19 protein-coding genes and 1 tRNA gene are annotated in these 25523 nt (G+C 58.4%); 12 read left to right on the forward strand and 8 right to left on the reverse strand.

The annotated features are described in order from the left end of the window. Nucleotides 1-56: 56 nt before the first annotated feature. The 10 genes from M5R41_02915 (at nt 57) to M5R41_02960 (ending at nt 14644) form a co-directional block, all read left to right on the forward strand. Nucleotides 57-1364, forward strand: a complete 1308-nt coding sequence (locus M5R41_02915) for an AAA family ATPase (protein ID MCZ7555342.1) — start codon at nt 57-59, stop codon at nt 1362-1364. 376 nt (nt 1365-1740) lie between these two features. Continuing rightward, the gene (locus M5R41_02920; protein ID MCZ7555343.1) at nt 1741-3264 is read left to right on the forward strand and encodes a VWA domain-containing protein; all 1524 of its coding nucleotides are present in this window, start codon (nt 1741-1743) and stop codon (nt 3262-3264) included. Nucleotides 3265-3395: 131 nt separating this feature from the next. Continuing rightward, entirely contained in the window at nt 3396-4211 is an 816-nt protein-coding gene (locus tag M5R41_02925) for a TIGR00282 family metallophosphoesterase (protein MCZ7555344.1), read from the forward strand. Continuing rightward, nucleotides 4192-5079: a bifunctional 5,10-methylene-tetrahydrofolate dehydrogenase/5,10-methylene-tetrahydrofolate cyclohydrolase gene (locus tag M5R41_02930; GenBank protein ID MCZ7555345.1), complete on the forward strand. Its 888-nt coding sequence runs from the start codon at nt 4192-4194 to the stop codon at nt 5077-5079. The genes M5R41_02925 and M5R41_02930 overlap by 20 nt, the downstream gene beginning before the upstream one ends. A 44-nt stretch (nt 5080-5123) precedes the next feature. Continuing rightward, nucleotides 5124-6233, forward strand: coding sequence for an alanine dehydrogenase (locus tag M5R41_02935; protein MCZ7555346.1), 1110 nt, complete (start codon nt 5124-5126; stop codon nt 6231-6233). Nucleotides 6234-6271: 38 nt separating this feature from the next. Then, nucleotides 6272-7585, forward strand: coding sequence for a 4-hydroxybutyrate CoA-transferase (locus M5R41_02940; GenBank protein ID MCZ7555347.1), 1314 nt, complete (start codon nt 6272-6274; stop codon nt 7583-7585). 217 nt (nt 7586-7802) lie between these two features. Beyond that, entirely contained in the window at nt 7803-8600 is a 798-nt protein-coding gene (locus tag M5R41_02945; GenBank protein ID MCZ7555348.1) for a hypothetical protein, read from the forward strand. 7 nt (nt 8601-8607) lie between these two features. Further along, nucleotides 8608-10191 carry an OmpA family protein gene (locus M5R41_02950; GenBank protein MCZ7555349.1) on the forward strand — a complete coding sequence of 528 codons (1584 nt, stop codon included), beginning with the start codon at nt 8608-8610 and terminating at the stop codon, nt 10189-10191. Between the two features lie 277 nt (nt 10192-10468). Beyond that, nucleotides 10469-12592 carry a VWA domain-containing protein gene (locus M5R41_02955; protein MCZ7555350.1) on the forward strand — a complete coding sequence of 708 codons (2124 nt, stop codon included), beginning with the start codon at nt 10469-10471 and terminating at the stop codon, nt 12590-12592. A 6-nt stretch (nt 12593-12598) separates the two neighbouring features. Beyond that, nucleotides 12599-14644 (forward strand): VWA domain-containing protein, encoded by a 2046-nt coding sequence (locus tag M5R41_02960; GenBank protein MCZ7555351.1) that lies wholly within the window; start codon nt 12599-12601, stop codon nt 14642-14644. A 245-nt stretch (nt 14645-14889) separates the two neighbouring features. Here the strand turns inward: M5R41_02960 and M5R41_02965 are convergent, their stop codons facing one another. After that, nucleotides 14890-15501, reverse strand: coding sequence for an RNA methyltransferase (locus M5R41_02965; protein ID MCZ7555352.1), 612 nt, complete (start codon nt 15499-15501; stop codon nt 14890-14892). Nucleotides 15502-15612: 111 nt separating this feature from the next. Beyond that, nucleotides 15613-15685: transfer RNA gene (locus tag M5R41_02970), tRNA-Met, on the reverse strand. Between the two features lie 1071 nt (nt 15686-16756). On the opposite strand from M5R41_02970, the gene M5R41_02975 reads away from it, so the two are divergent. Both M5R41_02975 and M5R41_02980 read left to right on the forward strand, forming a co-directional pair. Beyond that, a complete protein-coding gene (locus M5R41_02975; GenBank protein MCZ7555353.1) occupies nt 16757-17083 on the forward strand; it encodes a TfoX/Sxy family protein in 327 nt (108 codons plus the stop codon). 866 nt (nt 17084-17949) lie between these two features. Further along, complete coding sequence (locus M5R41_02980) at nt 17950-19419, forward strand: hypothetical protein (GenBank protein ID MCZ7555354.1); 1470 nt, start codon at nt 17950-17952, stop codon at nt 19417-19419. A 1206-nt stretch (nt 19420-20625) separates the two neighbouring features. On the opposite strand, the gene M5R41_02985 is transcribed toward M5R41_02980, so the two are convergent. The 6 genes from M5R41_02985 to M5R41_03010 are packed head-to-tail and all read right to left on the reverse strand — an operon-like array spanning nt 20626 to nt 25317. Beyond that, on the reverse strand, nt 20626-21597 hold the full coding sequence (locus tag M5R41_02985) for an NAD-dependent epimerase/dehydratase family protein (GenBank protein MCZ7555355.1): 972 nt from the start codon (nt 21595-21597) through the stop codon (nt 20626-20628). Between the two features lie 52 nt (nt 21598-21649). Continuing rightward, complete coding sequence (locus M5R41_02990) at nt 21650-22558, reverse strand: phosphatase PAP2 family protein (protein MCZ7555356.1); 909 nt, start codon at nt 22556-22558, stop codon at nt 21650-21652. 9 nt (nt 22559-22567) lie between these two features. After that, entirely contained in the window at nt 22568-23281 is a 714-nt protein-coding gene (locus M5R41_02995; protein ID MCZ7555357.1) for a CPBP family intramembrane metalloprotease, read from the reverse strand. Next, nucleotides 23278-24282 (reverse strand): NAD-dependent epimerase/dehydratase family protein, encoded by a 1005-nt coding sequence (locus M5R41_03000; protein ID MCZ7555358.1) that lies wholly within the window; start codon nt 24280-24282, stop codon nt 23278-23280. Before M5R41_03000 ends, M5R41_02995 begins: the two co-directional genes overlap by 4 nt. Beyond that, the gene (locus M5R41_03005) at nt 24279-25145 is read right to left on the reverse strand and encodes a DUF3108 domain-containing protein (protein MCZ7555359.1); all 867 of its coding nucleotides are present in this window, start codon (nt 25143-25145) and stop codon (nt 24279-24281) included. The genes M5R41_03000 and M5R41_03005 overlap by 4 nt, the downstream gene beginning before the upstream one ends. Next, the gene (locus M5R41_03010; protein MCZ7555360.1) at nt 25138-25317 is read right to left on the reverse strand and encodes a hypothetical protein; all 180 of its coding nucleotides are present in this window, start codon (nt 25315-25317) and stop codon (nt 25138-25140) included. Before M5R41_03010 ends, M5R41_03005 begins: the two co-directional genes overlap by 8 nt. Between the last annotated feature and the right edge of the window lie 206 nt (nt 25318-25523).

Consider the following 25523-nt stretch of genomic DNA (forward strand, 5'->3'; position numbering starts at 1 on the left):
AATCCGACCCGATATCGTAGCTTGTCAGCAACAGTATCACCCTGCACCGGAAGCCCATGCCCCATACCCGCGCTCCCTTTCACCTCCAGGAAACGCTGGACCTTTTTCGTGAATCCATCGAGTTCGTCAACCGCCGCATCATCAACCGTACGGCGGTCATCGACCAGATATTTTCGGCCCTGCTCATGCGGGAGCACGCCCTGGTGCAAAGCCGCACCGGCGCCGCGAAATCGTTGCTGGTGAATCAGATCTTCGCCACCTTCGAAGGCGCGGCTGTGTTCAAGGTGCAGGCCTCCAAGGAACAGCAGCCGGACACCTACTTCGGCGCGCTCGATATCGAGGAACTGAAAAAGGGACGAATCGTCCATAATACCAGCAATTCCCTCGTCGAGAGTGAATTCGGTTTCATTGACGAGATATTCGATGCAAATGATTACACTCTTCGGGCTCTGCTCACCACTCTCAACGAGAGAGCGCTGATTCTCGGCGCGCAGTACGTGCCGGCCAGGGTGCATACCGTCATCGCCGCCACGAACTATCTGCGCGTCAGCGAAATCACCGAAGCCTTGCTCGATCGCTTCATATTCAAGGCCCTGTTCATTCCCGCAAAGGAGCCCTACACGCAGTACCAGATCGCGCAGCGCTATCTCCTGCATCACGGACGTCCCACGGCGCCTCGGCGCCTCATCCCGTACGCCTCTCTCGATCGCACCAGTCTGATCATTCGCGGGGAGGATGCCGATCACAATATCCATATTCCGCTGCATGTGATTTTTTTCGCCAATTCCGTCGTGCGCTACTACGAGACGCAGCGGAACCGCCTCATCCGCGAACGTCCCCACGAACATCCGCACATGCAGGATTTCTATATCTCGCCGCGCACCTACACCCGAGCGATGGACATGCTTCGCGTGCTTGCATTTCTCCAGGGTCGCATGGAAGTCATCCCTGAAGATGTGTCCAAGCTCTGGTATCTCTATACTACTGTCGGTATGCGCGACGAGCAGGAGCTGTTCGAGAAATGCTATACCACCATATTCAAGCAATTGAGTTCCGCCCGCGCCTTCGAGCAAATTCAGAAACTGCTGGAGTTTCAGGAATTCATCGAGATACTGAAAGGCGACCGTAAATTGCTGACACAGCCGATCACGCAGATTGAAGGCACACCCATGCGGCGCACCCTGCGCGAATGGGCCCGCGACACCCTCGGCGTCAGCGACGCCACCGTCGAACACAACAGGCGTCTCCTCGAATCGTATCACAAAGCGCTCGAACCCGTCACGGAAGAAATCGCGGAGTTCAAGAAGCGACAGGAGCGCGACATTATCGAGTTGTTCACGCCCACTCCGCACATCTGGACCTGACGCGTTACGATTGACGATTGTCGATTGATCCGCCTTTAACGGAACGATGTAGCCGCTTCCGGCGGAAGACGTGAAAAGGTAAAGAGAGTAAAGGGGAGGAAGTGAAGAGTGAAGAGTGAAGAGTGAAGAGCGAAGAGTGAAGAGCGAAGAGTGAAGAGCGAAGAGTGAAGAGTGAAGAGTGAAGACCCTAAATCGTCCCGCCTTCGCTCGTATTTTATGACGTCGGTACTATGTACCGATGATGCTTCGGCGGGCAGGCAATCGTGAACGCAGAATTCGCAGAAAAAACAGAACACGCAGAAAAGACAGCAACGATGGATGAGCAGTCCCTGTAAATGCGCAAATCCAAAATCGTAAATCGTAAATCGTACATCTCATGTCTTCGGTCTATAATCACTTTTTCGACATCATGGAGGACCTCGGCTTCTTCGAGCATATCTACGAAGAGTTGCCGGAGGATTTTACCGCGGTGTTCGAAATAGCGAGAATTCTGGAGGATGAGCACAGTCCTCTCACCGAAGCATTGCGGCCGGTGCTGACACTGCGGACACCGGGAGGGAAGCGTAGCGAGGAAAGCGAAGCGGAGCAGCTGCAGGTGTTCATCACCGACGAAGAGGAATACGAAGCCGGTCTTATCCGCACGCCGCAACATCTGCCGCGCATCTACAATCACCAATGGCTGTTGCCGGAACAGGTGTTCTATCACCGCCTCGCAAAAAAGGAACTCTGGGTGCCGTATGCCCGCGAACCGCGGTACTACGCGGTGGATCCCGATGCGGACGATTACCGGCCCGACGGTCGCAAGCAGAAACTGTATCTCCTCCTCGACACGTCGAGTTCCATGGCCATGCGTAACCGCATCAATCTCGCAAAGGCCGTGGTGTACCATTTTCTCAAGCACAACATGAAGGAGCTGGGGTATATTCACTTCCGCACCTTCGACACAAAAATCGGCGAGCTGCACGAAGCACGGGACAGTGCCGGTTTCCGGGCGCTGATCAGTTACGTCATGCGTCTCCACGCGCTGGGCAACGGGACGGCCATGGCGCGTGCCATAACCCAGGCCGTGCGCGATATCAACGAATTGCCGCAACTGTCGGGCACGGAAATCCTGATTATCACCGACGGTGCCTGCGCGCTCAACGAAGCGGAAATCCGATCCATGCTCGGTGAACGCATCGTCATCAACACCATCAAAATCGGCAGAACGCAGCTCTACGCCTCGCGCAGCTATATCCATGACCGCCTCTTCGAAGACGACACCGAGCAGCACCGCATTCTCGACCGACTGCAAAAACGCCAGTCCGAGCTGCGCTATCAGCTCGAACACGCGCAGAGTGTGCAACTCAGACGTCGCTACGAAGAGTCGCTGCAAGCGCTTCAGACCGAACTGGACCGACAGGTCAATGCCATGACCGAAGAAATCACCGTCGGCTACGGGCACGAACTCGAACGGCTGTCGGAATTCTACATCTCTCTCGACGACATGGACCTGCCCGGTCTGTTCACCTTCCGTCAGGAGCAATTGGATGACGTCCGTGCGCTCTTCGCGGAAATAACAGCCGAACTCGACCTGCACTGCTCCCTCGAACAGCTGCGCAAACTCGCGCTGCTCATGGATCACCTGAACCTGCTCATCAAGAACACGAGCGATCCGGACCTGAAGAAACAGTTCGAGGAGTTGCAGGAAGAAGTGAGCCGTCGGCTCACCGGCTGCATCGAAGCCCAGATAGAAAAAAGCGGGGGAGGGGTGTTCCGCGCACTCAGCGCCGCCGATCGCCATGATCTCGAATTCCTCATTTCGTCGGCCTCGGGGTTGCACCTCGGCCTCTGGCGTGCCTTTATCTGGAAGCTTCTGGGGAGACTGAGAAAGATCGTCGGCGCAGGGAAAAACACCTGATCCGCCCGCGCCGGGACCTGCGCGCACGCGGCACCTCGCCCGGACGCTCTCGCTGTCGCGTCCGCGTTTGAGCCTGCGCTCCCTTTTTCGTACCTTACATGACTGTCCGTTTTCTGAAATTACACGCTTGTATGCAATCACTACGTATCCTTTTCATCGGTGACATTGTCGGGACCCCCGGCATGAATGCCGTTCGTCTTTTCCTTCCGTCGCTCGTGCAAAAGCATGCGGTGCAATTCGTCATCGCAAACGGGGAGAATGCGATGGATGGTAAAAGCATCAGCGAGCAGCAGTACAAGGATCTCAGGGAACTCGGTGTGCATGTCGTCACATCCGGAAATCACATCTGGGAAAAGTGGCATATACAGAAGCTCCTGGGAGGTGAGCCCAATCTGCTGCGCCCGCTGAACTATCCCCGCGAGAATGTCGGTCGCGGATTCTGTATCGTGGATCTCGGGACCGCCGGCTCCGTCGCTGTCCTGAATCTGCAGGGCCGCACGTTCATGAACGATATAGATTGTCCTTTCAAAACCGCCGATTGGGCGGTGGAGAAATTGCGGGAGCAGACGAAAATCATCATCGTCGATATGCATGCCGAAGCCACGGCAGAGAAAATCGCCATGGGCTGGCATCTCGACGGACGCGTCAGCGCCGTGCTCGGAACCCATACGCACATTCAGACTGCCGACGCACGCATTTTGCCCCAGGGAACGGCGTATCTCACTGATGTCGGCATGACCGGCCCGTACGATTCCGTCGTCGGTATGCGCAAGGACATCGCCCTCCGCCGCTTCATCCGTCAAACGCCGCACAAATTCGAAATGGCGGCGGACGACGTGCACCTCTCGGCGGTACTTCTCGATATAGACGCCCTCACGGGCAAAGCACATTCCATCACTCCGATGACACTCCCGGAATTCCAACGCAATGCAAACGAAGATCATTGACGGATCGGCCATCGCAGCGGCCATCAAGGACGAAGTACGGCAGGACACCGCGCTGTTGCGGGAAAAATGGGACATCGCGCCCGGTCTGGCGTTTCTGCTGGTTGGCGACAATGCCGCCTCGCGTTCCTATGTCGCTTCAAAGGAAAAAGCCTGCGATTATTGCGGCTTCCATTCCTCCACCGTGCAGCTGCCGGGCGACGCAACACAACAGCAGGTGCTTGCACAAATCGATACCTGGAACATCGATCCCGATATTCACGGCATACTCGTACAGCTCCCGCTTCCCGATCATATCGACGAAAACAAAGTGATTGAAGCCGTTGTACCGCGCAAGGACGTGGACGGCTTTCATCCCGTCAACGTCGGGAAACTCTCCATAGGGCAGGAGTGCTTCGCGCCGTGCACGCCCGCCGGTATTCAGGAGTTGCTTGTCCGTAGCAATATCCCCACCGCGGGGAAACATGTCGTGGTTGTGGGGCGGAGCAACATCGTCGGTAAACCCATCGCGGCCATGCTGCTGCAGAAGTCCGCGACGGCAAACGCCGTGGTGACCGTTGCGCACGCGGCGGCGGGGGACCTCAGCCGCTATACGCGCGATGCGGACATCCTCATCGTGGCGACAGGGCGGGTGAATACCGTAACGGCGGACATGGTGCGCGAAGGCGTCGTGGTGATCGATGTCGGTATCAACCGCGTGGAAGATGCGGGCGCACCGAAAGGGTATCGTATCACGGGCGATGTGGATTTCGAGGGCGTCGCTCCCAAGGCATCAGCCATCACGCCTGTCCCGGGCGGCGTCGGTCCCATGACCATCGCCATGCTCATGCGCAACACCTTACAAGCCGCGCAACGCGCCGCGCGGCAATAGTGGCTCTCACGCACATTCGCAACACCAAGGTATAGAGGTTCATCATGATCATCGGAATTCTCAAGGAACGCTTCGTCAACGAGCAGCGTGTTGCCCTTTCACCATTCGGCGTGGAATCCCTTGTCGCTTCCGGAGCGCAGGTCGTCGTCGAACACGATGCGGGAGCCGAGGCACGCTTCAGTGACGAACAGTACATCAACGCCGGCGCAGTGATCGCGTACTCCGCGGAAGAAACCGCCGGACGCGCCGACATTCTGCTCAAAGTTATGCCGCCCGAGGAAACCGAGTACGATCTCCTCCGGCCTGAGCAGGTGCTTATGTCCTTCCAATTGCTCGGCATGGGAAAAAAGAAATATGTAGAGCATTTGCTCCAGAATCAGGTGACCGCGGTCGCCTATGAGCTGCTGAAGGCGCATGATGGCAGCTTTCCGATCATGCGGCTCATGAGCGAGATTTCCGGACAGGTGGCGGCCCAGGTGGCGTCGCGTTTTCTGCGCAGCGACCACGGCGGCCGTGGCGTGCTGCTTGGCGGACTCGCCGGGGTGGCCCCCGCAGCTGTGGTCATTATCGGCGCGGGCGCTTCGGGTATGTCCGCGGCACAGGCCATGCTCGGCCTCGGCGCGCAGGTCATCCTTCTGGACAACAATCTCGACAGACTGCGGCTTGCCGACCAGTACTTCAACAAGCATATCACGACCGTCATGGCGTCGCCGGAAAATCTGCGGCGCGGATGTAAAATCGCCGATGTGCTCGTGGGCGCGATTTCCATTGCCGACGAAGGCGGACATCACCTCATAACCGAGGATATGGTCAAAACCATGAAGCCCGGAGCGGTCATTCTGGACATTTCCATCAATCAGGGTGGTTGCGTCGAAACCAGCCGTCCGACCACCATTACCGATCCCATATTCTTCAAGCATGGTGTCATCCATTATGCCGTGCCGAATATGCCGTCGGTCGTCGCGCGTACGTCAACCTACGCGCTCACGAACGCGCTGCTGCCGTATCTTCAGACCCTGCTCAACGGCTTCGATCCCAAGGCCAAGTACGATCCCTGTGTGCGCTGCGGTGTGATTACCCACGCCGGTAAAGGAACGCATGCGACGCTTCAAGACATTTACGGACTCGATGTCGAGCCCTACGAATGCTGCTGATTGCATTCTTATAGAACAGACTGCCGAGGAACACTTTTATGCAATGGACCACCAGCTATCGCAACAAGCTGAAAACGGCTGAAGAAGCCGTACAAATCATCAAATCCGGTGACGATGTGTACATTCATCCGGGCTGCGCCGTACCGGAAACCCTCATCCGCGCCATGGTCGGCAGGGGCAAGGACCTCACCGATGTGACCGTGCACCACATCCTCACCATAGGCGAAGCCGGGTACGTCTCCGACGACATGCAGGGACACTTCCGCCATAACGCGCTGTTCATCGGGCATAATGTGCGCGAAGCAGTGAATTCGGGCAAAGCCGACGCCACCCACATCTACCTGCATCAGGTCGCCGAGCTTTTCTACAAGAAAATCATCCCCATCGATGTGGCGCTGATTCATGTGTCTCCTCCCGACGAGCACGGCTTCTGTTCTTTCGGCGTTGGAGTGGAAATGACCAAGCCGGCTTGCGAGATGGCCAAGGTCATCATCGCGCAGGTCAATCCGAACATGCCCCGCGTGCTCGGCGACTGCTTCATTCACATCAACAAGTTGGCCCATATCGTCGAGGTGGACGTACCGATCAAGGAAATGCCGCAGGTGGGGGATATCACCGATCCCGAAGAACTCGAGGTGTACAAACTGCTCGGCGGCCATGTCGCCGAACTGATCGAAGACGAATCCACCCTGCAGATGGGCATCGGCGCGATTCCGGATGCAGTGCTCGGTTATCTCGAAAACAAACGCGACCTCGGTATTCACACGGAGATGTTTTCCGACGGCGTGATCAAGCTCGTCGAGATGGGTGTGATCAACAACGAGAAGAAAACACTGCACAAAGGAAAAATGGTCGCCTCCTTCGTGCTCGGAACCAAACTCATCTACGACTTCATCGACAACAATCCGGTGGTAGAATTCCATCCCAGCCACTACGTGAACGATCCCTTCATCGTGGCGCAGAATCGGAAAATGGTCGCCATCAATTCCGCGCTGCAGGTGGATCTCACCGGACAGGTGTGCGCCGATTCCATCGGTCCCCGCCTGTACAGCGGCTTCGGTGGTCAGGTGGACTTCATACGCGGCGCCTCGCGGTCGCAGGGCGGGAAACCCATAATCGCTTTGCCGGCTACGGCAAGGAACGGCGAATTGAGCCGCATCGTACCGCATCTCATTCCGGGAGCGGGTGTCACCACCAACAGGGCCGATGTGCATTATGTGGTCACCGAATACGGTATCGCGTCGCTGTTCGGAAAGACGGTGCGTCAGCGCGTGAACGAACTGATTCACATCGCGCATCCCAAATTCCGCGATGAACTCCGCGCGTATGCCCGTAAGGTGAACTATATCTGACGACGCAGGCTTGCGCCGCCTGCCGGCGACGGGAAGTGTGTTCAACAGCACGGCGGCGTATTTCGCCCGGACCATCGGTCCGATGCGCAGGACCCGCCGTCAGGCACGACGTCATTTCGCAGAGCGCCGGGACTCGAAGGGGTTCCGGCGTTTGCTGTTGTTTTTTCGGCGATTTTCGCCGATACTAACACTTTGTGTTCATACTGAAGGGGCAAAAATGAAGCACTCTCTCACAGACAATGCACGAAGTGCATGGAACGGCATGCTGTTCGCCGTCGTGTTCCTGTTGTTCGCACCTGCTGCACAAGCCCAGTTCTCCTTCGGGAGTGCGCCGCCGCCCGACGTGCTGCATCCCGCACCGTCACAATGGTGGATAGGCCCGCAGATCGGCGTGAATCTCAATACACATGAGGGAGAGTATTTCACGGACTTCTGCGAATGCGCTTTCAAGGACGGCAGCGGAACCGGACTTACCGCAGGCGTTGAAATCGGACACATGCTCGCTCCCTGGCTCGGCGTGGCTCTGAAACTGGTGTACAACGACCTGCAGGCGCAGTACGAGTATCCGATTCGGCTGCCTACCACGACCGAAGACGATGAAATTATTGATGTCAATTACATGCGTGAGCTGGATGTCCGTCTCGGGTATATCCTGCTTCATCCCGTCGTGCAGATCCAGCCTTTGCCCTTCATCTACCTCTTCGCCGGTCCGGCTATCGGCATTCGCACCACCGCGAAACACGACTATACGCTGCGCATCAATGATCCCGGAGTGGAGTTCCTCTACACAGGTCTCGATGAGCATCTCGTGAAAGAAGACAGCGGCGAAATTCCAAATGCCGAGTCGTTCCGCGCCGATGTCCGCGCGGGTCTGGGTTTGAACCTCGGCATCGGGCGCGGGCTGCGTCTCGCGCCGGAGGTATCGTATGGCATTCCTCTCACGACCATCGCGGATGACGACGACTGGAAGGCCGCAGCCATTCACATCACAGCCGTTTTAAAAATTGATCTGTAATAAACTCATGAATATCCGATACAGTATCCCGCGTCTCGTTCCCCTCATCTTCGTTGCCGCGCTGTTCAGCGCCTGCGGAAGTATCGACCCCGCATCGGTGATGAATCACGAGAAAGTCGCAGCCGAAAACCTGGGGGAAGATGTCAACTCCGCGTTCGACGACTACGGGATGGTGCTTTTCCGCAACCGTCTCATTTTTACCAGTAAACGCCCGACGGCCGAAGGCTATATCCAGGGCGACGATCTGTGGTTTTCCGATCGCGAGGGAAAGAGCTGGTCCCACGCGCTGAATTACGGCGGAACCATCAATTCCGTCAACGACGAAGGATCGCTCTACATCGCGCCGGACGGTGAGTATGTGTACTACGTGCAATGCGAGACGGAAGACGGGCTCGGTGATTGCGACATCTACATGGCGCGCATGGATTACAACGGGAAATGGCAGGATATTCGCAACCTCGGCGAGAACGTCAACACCAAATACTGGGATTCGCAGCCGTATCTTTCGCCCGACGGCGAGTACCTCTACTTCGCCTCGGACAGAACAGGTGGCTACGGAGGTACGGACATCTGGCGCAGCAAGCGCTTGCGCAATGGGAAATGGGGAAAGGCGCAGAACCTCGGGCCGCAAATCAACACCGGCGGCGATGAGAAATCACCGACACTGGCTCCCAACGGCATAGACCTTTTCTTCTCCAGCAACGGACACAACGGCCTCGGCGGAATGGATCTCTTCCGCTCCATTCTCGGCAAAGACGACAAATGGTCGCCGCCGGTCAACATCGGGCAGCCGTTCAATTGCCGGAACGACGACATGTTCTTCCGGCTTTCCCCGATGGAGGATACCGTGTTCATCGCCTCGTCGAGAAGCGGCGGTCTCGGTGCGCTGGATGTATGGGCGGTATGGCCGAATCCTTTCAAGGATACCGCGCGCTACGAGTACTGGGTCCGTGGTGTGGTGTTTGACACCGTCACCACCATGGGCCTCACGGGCTCGTCGCTGCACGTCAGACCGGAGCAGGGAGCGCCATTCACCGTGCGACCGGACAGGAACGGCCGCTATCAGTTCAAAACCAAACTCGGGGCCTCCTATGAGGCCACCGCATCGGCCGAAGGATACGAAAACCTGACGCTGCGTTTCTCCGTACCGAAATCGCTGTACTACAACGAATACCGCCGCAGCTTCGGTCTCGGGAAACCACAGGGGGCAGAGCAGCAACGCCCGGACGATACGCCATCGCGGGATCTTACCATCACGTACTTTGATTTCGATAAAGCCGAAGTCACCTCCGAGTACAAAATGCAGCTTCAGGAATTCTTCGTCGCCACGATCAAGCCGCTGATAGATCAGCGGGTCGAGTTCAGCGTTCAACTCGACGCGCACACCGACGACAGAGGCACGGAGGATTACAACATTGCGCTTTCGCGAAGGCGGGGAGCGGCCGTGAGTGCTGTTCTCAAGTCCAGCGGCGTACCCCTGGACGCCATTCGCATCAATGCCTACGGCAAAAGCCGTCCCGTGAATCAGAACGAATCGGACGAAGCCCGATCCCTCAACCGTCGCGTCGAGCTTCGCATCGAACGCCTGTAGAGATGTCGCATGCAACGTCTCAATACTTCCGTTGCATGCACCAACTCTCGACGGACGTTGCATGCAACGTCTCTCCATGATGGCCGATGATGGGCGGGTAGGGCAACGATTTTGCTCTTTACTTCGTTGCCGGACATCGCTACATTACGGGCATCCCGGAACGCTCCCGTCCGCATGCGTAACTTTCATTTTTCTGGCCACGTAACATCGCAGTGCTGTCGGGTGTCATTCCTTTTTGTTCCCGGCGGATACTTTCAGCATACACACGGCGGGCGCCATGGTTCACAAGCGTATTCATCCTGTCATCGTTCAGGTCCTGCGGCTGGTACCGTTGCTGCTGTTGTGTACCTGCGGCGCGCATGCCCAATACAGACTGAAACTTTCCTCGCCCGATTTTACCCGTTACCCGCTTATTGAGCTGCCCTTCGAGATCATTGACAACACTTCCGCTATCGATACGATTCGGGCGGACGCGATTCGCGTTTTTGAAAACGGCAAAGAAATGCAACCCGTGCAGGTCGAATGCGGTGGATATACGGTGGCCCAGAAAATCCATTTCATGTTTCTGATGGATGTGAGCTACAGTATGGCATTCCGTGAGGGCTCGAGCGAAAAAGATCCGGACAGCGTGAAGTGGCGCACCGCCAAGCGCGTGTTCAACGACGCGTATCGCTCGCTGCGCGATACCGACGAAGCGGCCCTGGCGAGTTTCGCCGCGGATTTCGATGTCGAACAGTTCTTTACCACCGATAAAAAAGCCCTCACCGACGCGACCATGGGCATGGCGTTGCGAAGCGGAACAGCCATTTACGACGCGGTGGTCAATGCCGTCTCGCTGCTCGAGCAGCGCGAAGGCAAACGCGTGATCATTCTTCTCACGGATGGTGTGGACAACTGGTCGCAAAGCACCTTGCGCCAGGCCGTGAATATGGCCTGGGGTCGCGGGATTCCGGTGCATGTCATAGGTTTGGGGTTTTACGTGGATCAGACCGACCCCTTTCGGGTGGACAAGGATACACTGCAGGCCATCGCGGACGGGACGGGCGGGAAAGCCTATTTTACCGCCAAGTCCGAAGAGCTGGCGGAAATTTTCGAACGCATTATCAAAAGCATTTATACCGTGTCCTGTGTCGCGCGCTACACCTCGCCGGATACGTGCAGCGACGGGGCCGCACGCGTCGTGTCGGTACAGGCGACGGTGAAGGGAAGCACCCTGATCGAACAGGTGGTGTACACCTTGCCGGATCTGCGCTCACGTTTGCGCCTGCACGCTGCGTTTCCTTCCGAAGCCACCCATGAGCAGGTGTACAGTATACCATTGCTCGCCGAGGGAGAAATCCGTCCCGGCCAACAATTGCATGCGGATTTTACCTTTCGCTATGACCCGGCGCATCTCGAATTCCGCGGCCTCGATGCAACACCCGCATTGCTGAACCCCGCCGATGTAACGGTGAATGAAAACCCGCCGGGTGAACTTCACTTCTCGGTGGCCGGAGCGATGCCCGTTTCCGGTCTTCCCTACGGGAGCCCGCAGGCATTGTTCACGATGAACTTTTATGTGCCGCGTCATGACACTATCGCCACCACCTCGATGAGCCTCGCGGTGGGGGGGATGTATCAGAACTGTACCATCCTCGGCACGGGCAGCAGCCAGAGCATACGTGTGCAAGGATGTCCGGCGGAGCTGTCTATTGTGCTGGACACGACGGTCATCGCCCTTCCGGGTTCGGACTTTTACCTGCCTGTGTATTTGAAAACCGATCTTGATCCCCGTCAGTCCGTTCATACGGTATTCACCATCGTCCACGGACCGGAAATCGAGTATCTCGGGTACTCGCTCAAAGGCACTATCCTGGAGGGCGCCGATATTACCCTGACACAGGACGCCGGTCTGCTGTCTTTTGAAGCATACTCCGCGATGCCGGCACTGCGTTCAGGTGTGTTGCTCTATCTGCGTTTGCGTGCCGCCAAATTGAAAGAGGCGGGAAGAGCGGATTTCACACTGCTCGTCTCCCGTTTCACCCAGCAATCTCTGGAGACTTCGTCGTTTGTCTGCAATCCTCCCATTCGCATCAGCGGCGCGGATGTATGGATAGACGGTATCTGCGCTCCGCTCGTCCGTCGCAAAGCGATCACCGTGCTTCAAAGTGTGTATCCACAGCCCATTACCTCCGCGGACGCCGCTGTCGGGATTGATTTTTCTTCCTATGGTGTTGGAGCTGTTTCACTGCGTGTCGTGGACGCATCCGGAAAAACCGTATCCATCATTACGGACGGAATGCTGCCCGACGGCAAGCACAGCGTGTTGTGGCATACGGGTGCTTTGCCTCCCGGCATGTATTTTATCGTCTTGCGGCAAGATGACGCCGCTGATTCCAGAAAAATCCTCATCCAAAGGTAGGTGCGTTTGAATCGCTTTGTACTTTTGCTCTTCGCTGTGTGTATGCTCGCTATCGACGCCGCCGCGCAGCGGACTCTTTCCATAGACATCACCCAGGTCCGGCTCGACGAATTTCCGCTCATTCGCGTCCACCTGCAAGTGCGAAGGGAGGGTGCGGTGCCTGTGCAGTTGGCCGAATTGTCGCCCCTTGTCACGGAAAACGGCATCCCGCAAACCATCGAATCCCTTGTCTGTCCGGACGACGGCTCCATACGCCTGTCGCTCGCGATTGTGCTGGATCGCTCGGGCAGTATGGCCAGGTTTCCGAACGATCCGAACAGGGTGGATCCGGACAGTGTGAAAATGCGTGATGCCAAACGCGCGATAGCGGGCTTTCTCGATCTCCTGACCCCGCGCGACGAGGCGGGAATATTCACCTTTACCACTTCGACCGTTTTTCAGACCCACCTCTTCACGGTAGAACAGGATTTCACCACCGATATCGACGCGCTCAAGGGATCCCTGGTGCCGATCGTCGCACTGGGCGGAACACGCATGTGGGAGGCGATCATCGACGCGGTGCGTCTTCTTCGCGTGCGACCCGGTCGCAAAGCGATGATTCTCGTAACGGACGGGAAAAACACGCAGGGAAATAATTTCCGTCAGCAAGCGGTACAGGACGCCGTCAATGCCGGGATCCCCGTCTACAGCATCGGGATAGGCGCCGACGTAGACGTGTTTGAGCTCAACGCGCTCGGCACGGCTACCGGTGGACGCTTCTACAACGCTCCGGGCAGCGATGGACTCAACGCCATTTTTACTCTCATAGCGAACGAGCTTATCACCGACGAATGCGTGCTCAAGTATCGCAGCAGCGCCACTTGCCCCGATGCGACGCAACGTCTGGTGGACGTGCAGGTAGGCGGCGGCGGTTTGATTGCCGAGGATGATACGACGTATTCGGCCCCCGACGCCAGAGAGCGCATAGCCTTCGAGGCGCGTCCGCCAGCCACAATCGCATCGCGCAGTCGCCTTCGGATTCCGGTGTATCCTACTACATCTGTCAACAGCGCGACGGCAGTAACGTATTCAATGACAGTACGTTACGATAATACCTTCATGCGTTGGTTGAGCGTGGATGCGACAGGCGGCGTCTCCGAAGGGCTGCCGTTGAACGTGCGGGAGAGCAGTCCGGGAGTATTGCTTGTGGATATGCCGGGCGGAGTACCCGCACGGCCGGACGGGCCGTTATTCACGCTGGACTTCGACGTGTTGGCCGTTCCCGACGATTTCCCCACGACCGTTATCATCAGCGAAGCGCGTTTCGCGACGCTGTGTCCCTTTATTGTGACCGCCTTCCCCGGATCGCTCACGCTGCTGCCTTGCGAGGAGCGATTCACGATGGGCGAGACGCAGCGCATGGTCGTATTACCCGGCGAAGCTGTGACCGTGCCGATTCGCATGGATCCGCAGCCTACCGTTGGTGACCGCATTGTCTATCGTGGCGGAATCACCTACGATCCGTCATTACTGCGCTTTGACGGTTTATCGTTGCTTGGCGGTGTGGTGGATGGTTCCGCGCTGGTCACAGGTGGAGACGGAACGCTCGACGTCAGTATTGACGGCCTGGCCAGGGCCGGCTCGGATGTGTTCGCTACTTTGCGCTTCACCTCGGCCAGTCTCAAAAATGCGGAGCGCACCGTTGTGACCCTTTCATCCAGGGAATTCAGCACCGCGTGCAAGGTAGTGGCGCAATGGAATCCTGTGGAGCTATTCGTGGACGGCATCTGTCAGCCGCTGGTGCGGAGAAAAGCGGTGGCCCAGTTTAGCAATCATCCCAATCCCGTGTCCGGGCCCACCACGTTTACCTTCACCGTGCCGGAAGAGGGCGCGGTTCGGCTGTTCATCATCGACAGCTATGGCAGACAGCTGCGGCAACTCTTGCATGCGAAGCTGCCGGCGGGAGAGTACACGCACAGCTTCGACGCCACGGATCTTCCGGCCGGCGACTACCTCGGCGTGCTCGAAACCCCCGGTGGTATGCTGACGAGAAAAATCCTGCTGGTGAAATAAGTAACCGGCTTGGATATCGGAAATCCTGCGGATCCGTACGCGGATGCTGCGGATTGCAGTGTATCGTCGCTGTAAGCTTTTTTCGAAACTGTGCCGAGGGATTGCTCAGGTCGCGCAATGAAAAGCGCGGCCTGTTTTCCCCGTTCGCATTCCGCGTCTTCCGCTCCGATTTTTCGGGCGGCACCCCTGTATTCTTCCTCCGCCTGAATCCGCGTACATATCCCGCGAAAATCCGAGTACCGTTTCTACAGTTGCGCCCAGCTTCGTAACGTCTCCTGCAGCACGGTTTCCCCGAGCTGCGGGGTGTCGTACATACCCGCGGCATTGCGCTGCCGCAGGGCTTCGTACAGCGACACGGCGGCGGCTACGGAAACGTTCAGACTTTCCACCATGCCCATCATGGGAATGAAGTACACCCCGTCCGCGCGTTCACAAGCTTCATCGGACACACCGCGATTCTCGTTGCCCAGGATAATGGCCGTGGGCTGCGTGAAATCAATGCTGTGCAGACCCACCGCTTCGCGCGTGAGATGCGAGGCGTACACGCGAAACCCCTGAGAGCGCAGCGCGGCGAAACAGGAATCCACATCCGTATGCAACACGGTTTCCAGCCACTTTTTCGCGCTGGCGGAGCTCTGTTTGCCGTGACGCAGCAGATTGGGCGGCTCTTCCACCGTGTAGAGCAGATGCACGGTGTGGATGCCCGTCGCGTCGGCGCTGCGGAGAATGGCGCTGACATTGTGCGGATCCCAGACGTTTTCCAGCACGATACTGAGCGTGTTCTGCCTGCGGCGGAGCACTGTTTCCAGACGCTGTCGCCTGCGGTCGGTGATGGTTTCGAGCGTGTGTTTTCTCATGCGGCAGGAAGGGGCTGTGGTACTCGGGGTGTGCTGCGTACGCGGCTTCCCGGATGCGGCTAGCGCATGCAGGGGCACAGAAAGAAAAAAGCCACCGCGAGATGGCTTTTGTAGCGGGTGACGGACTCGAACCGCCGACACGTGGATTATGATTCCACTGCTCTACCGACTGAGCTAACCCGCCGGAGAAAAACAATATACTCCGGAGAGGGGAGAAAGGCAAACACCGGCGCGTTCTCAATTGCGTTACCGCAGCGCATAGGGAATGAAACGCAAAGACGCAGAGGGGCAGAGACGCAGAGGCTTTCTTTAAGGGGCTGGTATCGTGGAGCTCGTCTCGTGACGAAAGGGAAGTGACGCGGAAGCGTTGGTGATGTGTCTGGGTTCATTCTGAAACGATCGAGATGGATAATACCGCCACCCACATCTTGAGCGAAGGCTCGGCGATTCCTCCCCCCATAATTTTCCTCTGCGCCTCTGCTGCTCTGCGCCTCTGCGTTAGGAAATGAAACGCAGAGACGCAGAGGGGCAGAGACGCAGAGGCTTTCTTTAAGGGGCTGGTATCGTGGCGTTCGTCTCGTTACGAAAGGGAAGTGACGCGGAAGCGTTGGTGATGTGTCTGGGTTCATTCTGAAACGATCGAGATGGATAATACCGCCACCCACATCTTGAGCGAAGGCTCGGCGATTCCTCCCCCTATAATTTTCCTCTGCGCCTCTGCTGCTCTGCGCCTCTGCGTTAAATCTCCCTCCGCGCCTCTGCACCTTTGCGTCTCTGCGTTAGGGAATGAAACGCAAAGACGCCCCTTCGACTACGCTCAGGAGGGGCAGAGACGCAGAGGCTTTTTTTTAGGGGCTGGTATCGTGGAGCTCGTCTCGTGACGAAACGGAAGTGACGCGGAAGCGTCGGTGATGTGTCTGGGTTCATTCTGAAACGATCGAGATGGATAATACCGCCACCCACATCTTGAGCGAAGGCTCGGCGATTCCTCCCCCCATAATTTTTCCTCTGCGCCTCTGCACCTTTGCGTCTCTGCGTTAAATGTCCCTCTGCGCCTCTGCGTTAAATCTGCCTCCGCGCCTCTGCGTTAAATCTCCCTCCGCGCCTCTGCGCTAGGGAATGCAGCGCAAAGGCGCCCCTTCGACTACGCTCAGGAGGGGCAAAGCCGCAGAGTGTATCCGTTGGGAAACACAGACGCCAGTACTATTTTTCGACCTGTTCTCAAACGGATTCACTCCAGACAGGAAACGGCACTATGGCTTCTGACAAGCAATTCGTGGACTTCGTAACCGACCAGATCCGCGGGGCCGGCGAAATCGTTGCAAAAAAGATGTTTGGCGAGTACGGAGTATTCTCCGACGGAAAAATATTCGGCTTGATCTGCGACAACAAACTCTTTATCAAAGCCACCGAAGCGGGGAGGAAGTATATCGGGACGGTGGTCGAGGCTCCGCCCTATCCCGGCGCGAAACCGAGCTTTCTTATCGGCGAAACTATCGAAGACGCCGCCTGGCTCAGTGAGCTGGTGCGGGTGACGCTGCGGGAATTACCGGCGCCGAAACCCAAAAAGCGAAAAGCGTAATACCAGCGGAGTTCCGTACCACCGGAATGACGCTGGATTCGTCCCTCTCAGCAGCGTCACGGTCGCCATACCCGCCGCGATAGATTCTGCGTCTCCGCTTCGCTCCGCATAGAATGACCGTGGGCTGTCACCCTGCGCGAAGCCGAAGGGGCCTGCCCTGAGCGAAGCTGAAGGGGCCTGCCCTGAGCGAAGTCGCCGTCACCCTGCGCGAAGCGAAGCGAGTCGCAGGGCCTGTCCTGAGCGAAGCCGAAGGGTCCAACGCGGGGAGGGATAGATTCTGCGACTCCGCTTCGCTCCGCGCAGAATGACCGCAGTGTGTCACCCTGCGAGAAGCCGAAGGTGCCTGCCCTGAGCGAAGCCGAAGGGGCCTGCCCTGAGCGAAGCCGCCGTCACCCTGCGCGAAGCGAAGCGAGTCGCAGGGTCCAACGCGGGGAGCGATACATTCTGCGACTCCGCTTCACTTCGCGCAGAATGACCGCAGTTTGTCACCCTGCGAGAAGCCGAAGGGGCCAATGTGGCCTTGCGCGATGTGACCATTGAGAGAGAAGGTACATGCTGCCTTCATGGCTATATGACACCTGAGCGTGTTAAAGTATTCCCAATGTAGTGTTTTTTTTTCAGCCTACCTCGCTTTGGGCAGGGTAGGGGTGGGCAAAGATAACTGAAGCATGAGGGCCGGATAAAGCCACCCGAAACGATGCGAGGCAAATAATCGAAAATGAGAGGCACAATTCACGGAGAAAACGTCCCGGAGGCAGCATCGTGGAGACGTACGGTATGACAATGTCTATTGGGGAAATATCCCTCCCTTGACTTCCTCCTTATCCTGCGCTAACATTCCTGTTTCTAACAGAAACGGAGTCCCCATGACTGGCAAAGGTAACCGAAGCTGCAGGCACGACTGTTGGTACGTGCAAGTGTTCCTCCCGGTGCTGCTCGCAATGCTCTTTCTGCCTGCGATTGTCAGCGCACAGCCCGTCTTCGTCGGTCTCGGAGGGGAGCATGTCACACATCTTGTTGCGGAGCAATGTGATCCGGGGGAGCGGTGGGTACCGGGCACGGCGAATCTGCTCTATGCGGCGGTAAAGGGCGGTGCGCTGCATCAGGGCTTTACCTGGGACGACAGCGGCGTGTGGCGGCGGCTGGAGGATATCGCGCCAACGATGGAGGATGTCACCGCACTCACGGTGCAGCACTGGGGTGTGGGTCCGCGGGACGGCCTGTTTCTGCTCGCCGCCGTGCGGCATGATGCGGAAGCAACGGAGGCCGGCGTGCTGTTCAGACGCGCGGTGGATGCCTTCAATCCTGTGGGTGACGCATGGGTGCGGGCCGACAGCGGGATACTCCGCGGCGATACGGCGACGATAGTGTACGCGCTGGCGGCTTTTTACTATACCGGGCATACGCCGCCGCAAGCGGTGCTGGGCTGGACGGGGCTGCATCCGCTGCGCGGCGGCGCGGGCGGTGTGTTCTGGGAACAGGGCGCAATGAATGGTCGCATTGCTCTGGCCATGGACGTCACGCCGAAGTGGTTCGGGCGTCACGCCTGGGCCGCGGGGCAAAGCGCGCAGGGCGTGGGCGAAGCCGCGTTGTACCGCTCCACCGATCAGGGCGAAAGCTGGCAGGAACGCCGCATCACATACCCCATACCCGCGGCGTGTAGCGCTGTGGCGGCATGTCCGGGCAGTCCCGACACCGTAGCGGTGGTGTGCGCCGGCACCTTGTATCTGAGCCGCGATGCCGGTGTGACGCTGGATGAAGCATTCCGACTCTCCGCTGCGCACGTCACGAGCGTCGTCTTCGATCCGCTGTATCCCACGCATCTGTACGCCGCCACGGATGGCATGCTCGAAGTCTATCGCTCCACCGATCTGGGCGCTCGCTGGCACAAGCTCGCTCAGCCCTCGCCGCTGCCGTCCGCGCGTGTGACCTGCATGACCATGGCGATGATGGACACGGTACCGATGGGGCGTCCTCCGCGGCGGGGCTTGTTCCTCGGCACGACGGGTGCGGGCGTGTGGCGCTACGATGTGGATATGATCGTGCAGCACGCGGGGCCGCCGGGTGAACGGCCCGCGGAGCTGCGCTTACACATGCAGCCGAATCCCGCTACCACAAGCACGGAAATCCGCCTCAGCGGTGCGGCTGCGGGACCTGTCGTCGTCGCGCTGCGGGATATGCTTGGTCGCACGTTGCTGCAACGAACGCTGCATGCCGACAGCGAAGGCCAAGCTCGCGGAATTTTGGACGTGGCAGCTCTGCCGTCCGGCGTGTATGTTTTGCATGCGCCAGGCGCACCGCATGGTCGCCCGCTGCTGCTCCGCGTGCTGCGCTGAGAGAGAACAGCGCCCATCCAGGCACTCCGCGCCGCTGCGTTAGGGAATGAAACGCAGAGACGCCCCTTCGACTACGCTCAGGAGGGGCAGAGACGCAGAGGCTTTTTTTAAGGGGCTGGTATCGTGGCGTTCGTCTCGTTACGAAAGGGGAGTGACGCGGAAGCGTTGGTAATGTGTCTGGGTTCATTCTGAAACGATCGAGATGGATAATACCGCCACCCACATCTTGAGCGAAGGTTCGGCGATTCCTCCCCCCATAATTTTTCCTCTGCGCCTCTGCACCTCTGCGCCGCTGCGTTAGGGAATGAAACGCAGAGACGCAGAGGGGCAGAGACGCAGAGACTTTCTTTAAGGGGCTGGTATCGTGGCGCTCGTCTCGTTACGAAAGGGGAGTGACGCGGAAGCGTTGGTAATGTGTCTGGGTTCATTCTGAAACGATCGAGATGGATAATACCGCCACCCACATCTTGAGCGAAGGTTCGGCGATTCCTCCCCCTCTAATTTTCCTCCGCGCCTCTGCACCTCCGCGCCTCTGCGTTAGGGAATGAAACGCAGAGACGCCCCTTCGACTACGCTCAGGAGGGGCAGAGACGCAGAGGCTTTTTTTAAGGGGCTGGTATCGTGGCGTTCGTCTCGTTACGAAAGGGAAGTGACGCGGAAGCGTTGGTGATGTGTCTGGGTTCATTCTGAAACGATCGAGATGGATAATACCGCCACCCACATCTTGAGCGAAGGCTCGGCGATTCCTCCCCCCATAATTTTCCTCCGCGCCTCTGCACCTCTGCGCCTCTGCGTTAGGGAATGAAACGCAGAGACGCCCCTTCGACTACGCTCAGGAGGGGCAGAGACGCAGAGGCTTTTTTTAAGGGGCTGGTATCGTGGAGTGACGCGGAAGCGTTGGTGATGTGTCTGGGTTCATTCTGAAACGATCGAGATGGATAATACCGCCACCCACATCTTGAGCGAAGGCTCGGCGATTCCTCCCCCCATAATTTTCCTCTGCGCCTCTGCACCTCTGCGCCTCTGCGTTAAATGTCCCTCTGCGCCGCTGCACCTTTGCGTCTCTGCGTTAAATGTCCCTCTGCGCCTCTGCGCCTCTGCGTTAAATCTCCCTCCGCGCCTCTGCACCTTTGCGCCTCTGCGTTAAATGTCCCTCTGCGCCGCTGCGTTAGCAGAATCCATCCCTCCCCGCATGTAGTACCCTCCTCACAGCCAGCCGTTTTCGATATACCAGTCGTAGGTTCCGATCATACCGGATCCGAGCGAATACCGGGGCTCGAAACCAAGTGTGCCTTGCGCCTTGGCTATCGAGCAACTCCACGCGCGCTGTACGGCTTCCCGCACTTTCTGCACATTGAAAAACACTTCACGGCGGGCGATGCGCCCCGCGCATTCACCGAGCAGTCCGGTAAGATATATCACCGCCACGGGCAGATGCAGCACGAGAGGCCGGCGGTTCATGGCTACGGCGATGGAGTTACAAATCTCGTCGCTGCGATAATCCGTCTCGCTGCCGATGAAGAATGTTTCATTCACACCGTCGGGATGCGAAGCCGCGAGTTCGATGCCGCGCACAAGATCGCCGACATGCACCAGATTGAGCAACTGCGTGCCCGAACCAAGCAGCAACTCCACTCCGGAGCGGATCATCTTGAAATACCGGAAGAAATCGCGATCACGCGGACCGTATACGGCGCTGGGCCGGACAATGGTGACAGGCAGCTGCGACGCGGCGTTCATGACCTCGATTTCCGCAAGCATTTTGCTGCGTCCGTAATGCGAGACGGGATGGTAGTCGGTGGACTCGGTAATGGCTTCACCTCCGCGGCGGGGTCCCACAGCGGTGAGACTGCTGACATACACGAAGCGGTTGATATGCGACCCATGCCGAATGCAGGCATCCAGCAAATCGCGTGTCATGAGGTGATTGGCCAGATAATAGTCGCTGTTTCTGCGCGCGCGGGTGAGTCCCGCGAGATGAAAGACGATATCCACATCGCGTAGCGCGTCCGCCAGGGCGTCGCAATCGCGGAGATCGGCGTACACCACATCGGCGCCGAGATGATCGCCGAACATTTTGTCTTTCGCGATGATGCGGAGCTTCCAGCCCTTGCGATGCAGGGATTCGGCGAGATGACTGCCGATGAAGCCGGTTCCTCCGGTGATGAGAGCGTTCATGACTTCCTCCGTAAAGTGCGCACAGTGACGAGACGTGCGCGGTGTAATGACTTCAGTTGCTTTCCGTGGCCATGCCCTCGATGCGCGGCCGCATGCGTGCCGCAGCCGTTGCGTGAGCGCGACCGCGGAGCGCGTACAGGACGACGAGGGCGAGTGCGATGCCGACAATGCTGTCCGATATGTAATGGAAACGTCCGTACACGGTCGCAAGGGGAATGCTGAGCAGAAACGGCGTCATGGCGGCGGCCCAGCGACGGTTCCAGCGCCAGAGCGTCGCGAACATGACCGTGCCCGCCGCGTTGTGCGGACTGGGGAAGCTGCCGCCGGGGAAATGCACGTTGGCCCGCACCCACTCGGCCATCCACGTGAAGGGACCTCCGACGAGCGGTACGCTGTACTGCGCCGGATCATAAAAGAGTTGGCTGGCAATGGGGTACAGCACGAAGCCGACATCGCAACAAAGATTCACCAGAAGCAGACAGAACAGATATTCGTACGCGGGCCGCTCTCCTCCGACCCGAAACACCACCCAGGCCGTGAGCGGCAACAGCGGTATGTAAATGACATAGGATGCCATCAGCCATTCCGTCAGCAGCGGATGCACCCAGGATTGCAGCAGCAGGGAAGTCTCGATGCCGGTGAACACGCGTTCGAAACGGATGAGCGCGGCGTCCTGCCATTCCCGGAAAATGAGCAATTGCAGGCCCGCGACCGCATCGAAGAAGAAGGACGTCAGCCAGACGATACCCGCCATGCGCAGCAAAAGCGCCAAGGGATTGTTCAGCCGCCCGGACACGACGACGACGAACACGAGCGCCGCCGCCGCGATACCGCAGTGCAGCACGATGCGCGAGGGCTCCTGTACCCGCTCCGGAAACAACAACGTCAGAGCGATGATCACACCGAGCGCGGAGAGCGCGACGGCGACGATGGAGTGATAATCGTTTTTCCGGGATGCCATCACACACCTCTACAGGGAAAGAATAATGGATGCATCGGTAACCACACCAATGCCCGCATGCAGCAACAGCGGCCAGAGTACGGACCGGGTTCTGAGCGCCAGCCAGCCGAAGAGAAGACCGCCGGCTATAGACATATACAGTTCGCCCGCGGGATAGTTGATATGCCACAGCGCCGAGGGTATGGTCTGTACACAGATGGCCACCGCGTCACCGGAGATGCGTCGCAATCCGAACAAAAGGAAGCCCCTGAAAAGAAACTCCCATGCGGCGTAGAATAGCAGCAAGCGCCCGGCGCTATGCACGAGAAAGCGAGACAGGGAGTCGCCCGCTGCTCTGTCCACCGGATACGTCGCCCGCATGTCCTCCATGGATGCCGCGGGAAGCAGAAAGAGCAGGGAAATGACCGGCAGAAGCACAGCGATGGCGCGGAGCCCGAACTTCCAGTCGCCGATACACACCCCGTAATCCGCAAGCGCATCCTTCCAAAGGACGCGTATCACCAGCGCGGGCAGCAGCCCGAAGAGCAGAACGGTGGCTCCGTAATACGCCCACACCCGCGCCGTATCCGATGCGAGCAGACCCGTGGCGGGCAGTGCGTCCACTCCGCAGGCCTGTCGGTGCAGCGTGGTAACTACGACGCCGATCAGCAGTGCGAGCGAAGCCATTTGCTCATCGCGGCGCATCCCGCGCCACTGCAGCGAGAGAAGCGAGGGGATGTTCATGACGCCGCGCCTCCTTCCCGCCGGTCTGTGCGCAGCCACGCCAGAGTGCTCCGGAGTGCCGCACGCATGGGTGTGGGCTGATAGCCGAGTTCCTCCGCCGCGCGTCTGCTTGTACACAGCCAATTGTCGTAAAACACATCCACCCAGGCGGGAGTGATGACGGGTGTCATCCAGCCACGGCGACCCATTCGCTCCTGAAGCACAGCGGCGGCGGTGGCGACAGACTTTGGTACATGCACGAGCAGGCGTTGCTGGCCGGAGCATTCCGCCAGCAGGGCGAAGAATTCGTTGAACGTGAGATTGCAGCCGCCGATGATGTAATGCCGTCCTGTGGCGCCTCGTTCCATCGCACGTATCATCCCCTCCACCACATCTTCCACGTACACGTAGTTGCCCGCCGCATGGCCCTCGCCGGGAAGCATGCGCCAGGTGCCGCGACGGTACTGATCTATGAGAATGGTGGTGGAATTGGCCTCGGTAAGTGGACCGGGACCAAACACACGTGTGGGGTGAATCACCACGGCATCCAGGCCTTGCGCAACCGCCTCATCCACGACGTCGAGCGCATCCACTTTCAGCTGCTCGTAGAGCGTGGCGGGCGGCGTCGCGCGTGGTGTCTGCTCCGATACGGCGTGTCCGTTGGACGGACCGTACACCATGACCGTTGAGGTATAGAGCAAGCGGCGTATGCTCGCTTTTCGTGCGGCGGTACACAGAGCCTGGAGAGCGGCACGATTCTCCGCGCGGAGTCGATCGGGCTGCGAAGACCAGTTGCCGGCGAAAGCGGCCAGATGGTACACGCGGTCGCAGCCGATGAGCGCCCTGGTGAGATCAGCCTCCGACGTCAGTTCACCGCGTACGATCTCGGCATGGCTGTGCCCGAAGGTGCTCATATCCGACGATGACCGGCAGAACAGACGCAGCTCGTCCCCTTGCTGGAGTAGTCTTCGCGTGAGGGATTGACCGATAAAGCCGCTGGCCCCGGTGACGAGCGTTTTCATTGCGCACCTCCTTGCCTCGTCGTTTTGCTGTCACGCAGCTCGGCGCATTGCTGCGTTGACCATCCGGGACGCTGCACTTCTTCGAGTTCGAGCACGATGGAGCCGATGGCTATGCCCATTTCGGCGCGCAGAGGAAGCGCGGCACCGTCGGCGGTGCACCACACGTCGATGTTTCCTCCCAAACCGCCCGCCGCATTGTTGACCCAGTCCGACCGAATGACCGTTTTTGTGACCGGGAGGGATTTCGGAAAGGCGGGCACTTCCAGGTATTCGATGGCGGCGGAGGAATGCGCTCTGGACTCGACGATTTCGCCGTCAATAAGGACGGGGATGCTCGTTCTGCCGCCGGAACCCGCAAGTCCGCGCACCAGCATGAACATGCCGACCGCGTCGTATACGCGACGGTTTTCTTTCCGGGTCTTTTTACTGATCAGCTTTTCTCTGTCATGCAATTCCATGGTGAGAATGGCCGCGGAGGTGTCCAGTTGATAGCGGGTGAGTTCCGCGGGATCGTGCTCGGTTTTCATGGAAAAATCCAGACAATGCGGAAAAGCGGGCTGCAGCAAGGCCTGATTCCTGAGACGCACGTCGATGAATGGCAGGCCGGAGGCGGATTTGGCCATCATTCGTACCCGCATGAGCATACGAGATCCGGCTTGCTGGCTCTCCTGCCGAATGACGATGCTCCCGAGCCGAATGAATTTCCAGCGCACGGCGTAACGCAGCACTTCTCCGTCGGAAAACGGACGCGGCGTGTACGAGGCCGGAACAGAGGAATTCTGGCCCCTGCAAGGGGAGGGGAGCAAGGCCAGGAACAATCCGGTCAAAAGGACCAGAGCGGCGGATCGGATGATGCTACGCATGATCGAACCCGCCTTGCTGATCCTGTTCGTGGAGAAAACTTCTGCATGCGCCGGAGCCGAGTATCAGGCCGCACAGAGCCCGCAGCAGTATGGCGATGAAAAACACTGTGGCGAGTATCCACAGACCGTTCATCGCGAGAAGTCGGGTGAGTATCCATTGAAGCGTTTCCATGACGCACCTCCGTTTCACAGGGTTGTTGCAGTGTTCATGAGAAAACTATCGCAACCCCCGCTCGCGCCTGTCACGAAGTTGTCAGAGTCCTGTCGAAGGTCGTCGGAGTTGTGTCATCATTCGCCAACGTCTCCATCGCGCCCCGCCACCGTCCGGGAAGCATCAATGCACATTTGTGTATCCGAAGATGATGGTGTATCTTTCTC

It is taken from the genome of Bacteroidia bacterium (genome assembly GCA_027493955.1).
Classification (GTDB): Bacteria; Bacteroidota; Ignavibacteria; order SZUA-365; family SZUA-365; genus JAOSJT01.

Bases quoted from the DNA above. Each gene is read 5' to 3' on its own strand.
- M5R41_02915 (MCZ7555342.1), top strand. From the start codon at position 57: ATGCCCCATACCCGCGCTCCCTTTCACCTCCAGGAAACGCTGGACCTT.
- M5R41_02920 (MCZ7555343.1), top strand. From the start codon at position 1,741: ATGTCTTCGGTCTATAATCACTTTTTCGACATCATGGAGGACCTCGGC.
- M5R41_02925 (MCZ7555344.1), top strand. From the start codon at position 3,396: ATGCAATCACTACGTATCCTTTTCATCGGTGACATTGTCGGGACCCCC.
- M5R41_02930 (MCZ7555345.1), top strand. From the start codon at position 4,192: ATGCAAACGAAGATCATTGACGGATCGGCCATCGCAGCGGCCATCAAG.
- M5R41_02935 (MCZ7555346.1), top strand. From the start codon at position 5,124: ATGATCATCGGAATTCTCAAGGAACGCTTCGTCAACGAGCAGCGTGTT.
- M5R41_02940 (MCZ7555347.1), top strand. From the start codon at position 6,272: ATGCAATGGACCACCAGCTATCGCAACAAGCTGAAAACGGCTGAAGAA.
- M5R41_02945 (MCZ7555348.1), top strand. From the start codon at position 7,803: ATGAAGCACTCTCTCACAGACAATGCACGAAGTGCATGGAACGGCATG.
- M5R41_02950 (MCZ7555349.1), top strand. From the start codon at position 8,608: ATGAATATCCGATACAGTATCCCGCGTCTCGTTCCCCTCATCTTCGTT.
- M5R41_02955 (MCZ7555350.1), top strand. From the start codon at position 10,469: ATGGTTCACAAGCGTATTCATCCTGTCATCGTTCAGGTCCTGCGGCTG.
- M5R41_02965 (MCZ7555352.1), bottom strand. From the start codon at position 15,501: ATGAGAAAACACACGCTCGAAACCATCACCGACCGCAGGCGACAGCGT.
- M5R41_02975 (MCZ7555353.1), top strand. From the start codon at position 16,757: ATGGCTTCTGACAAGCAATTCGTGGACTTCGTAACCGACCAGATCCGC.
- M5R41_02980 (MCZ7555354.1), top strand. From the start codon at position 17,950: ATGACTGGCAAAGGTAACCGAAGCTGCAGGCACGACTGTTGGTACGTG.
- M5R41_02985 (MCZ7555355.1), bottom strand. From the start codon at position 21,597: ATGAACGCTCTCATCACCGGAGGAACCGGCTTCATCGGCAGTCATCTC.
- M5R41_02990 (MCZ7555356.1), bottom strand. From the start codon at position 22,558: ATGGCATCCCGGAAAAACGATTATCACTCCATCGTCGCCGTCGCGCTC.
- M5R41_02995 (MCZ7555357.1), bottom strand. From the start codon at position 23,281: ATGAACATCCCCTCGCTTCTCTCGCTGCAGTGGCGCGGGATGCGCCGC.
- M5R41_03000 (MCZ7555358.1), bottom strand. From the start codon at position 24,282: ATGAAAACGCTCGTCACCGGGGCCAGCGGCTTTATCGGTCAATCCCTC.
- M5R41_03005 (MCZ7555359.1), bottom strand. From the start codon at position 25,145: ATGCGTAGCATCATCCGATCCGCCGCTCTGGTCCTTTTGACCGGATTG.
- M5R41_03010 (MCZ7555360.1), bottom strand. From the start codon at position 25,317: ATGGAAACGCTTCAATGGATACTCACCCGACTTCTCGCGATGAACGGT.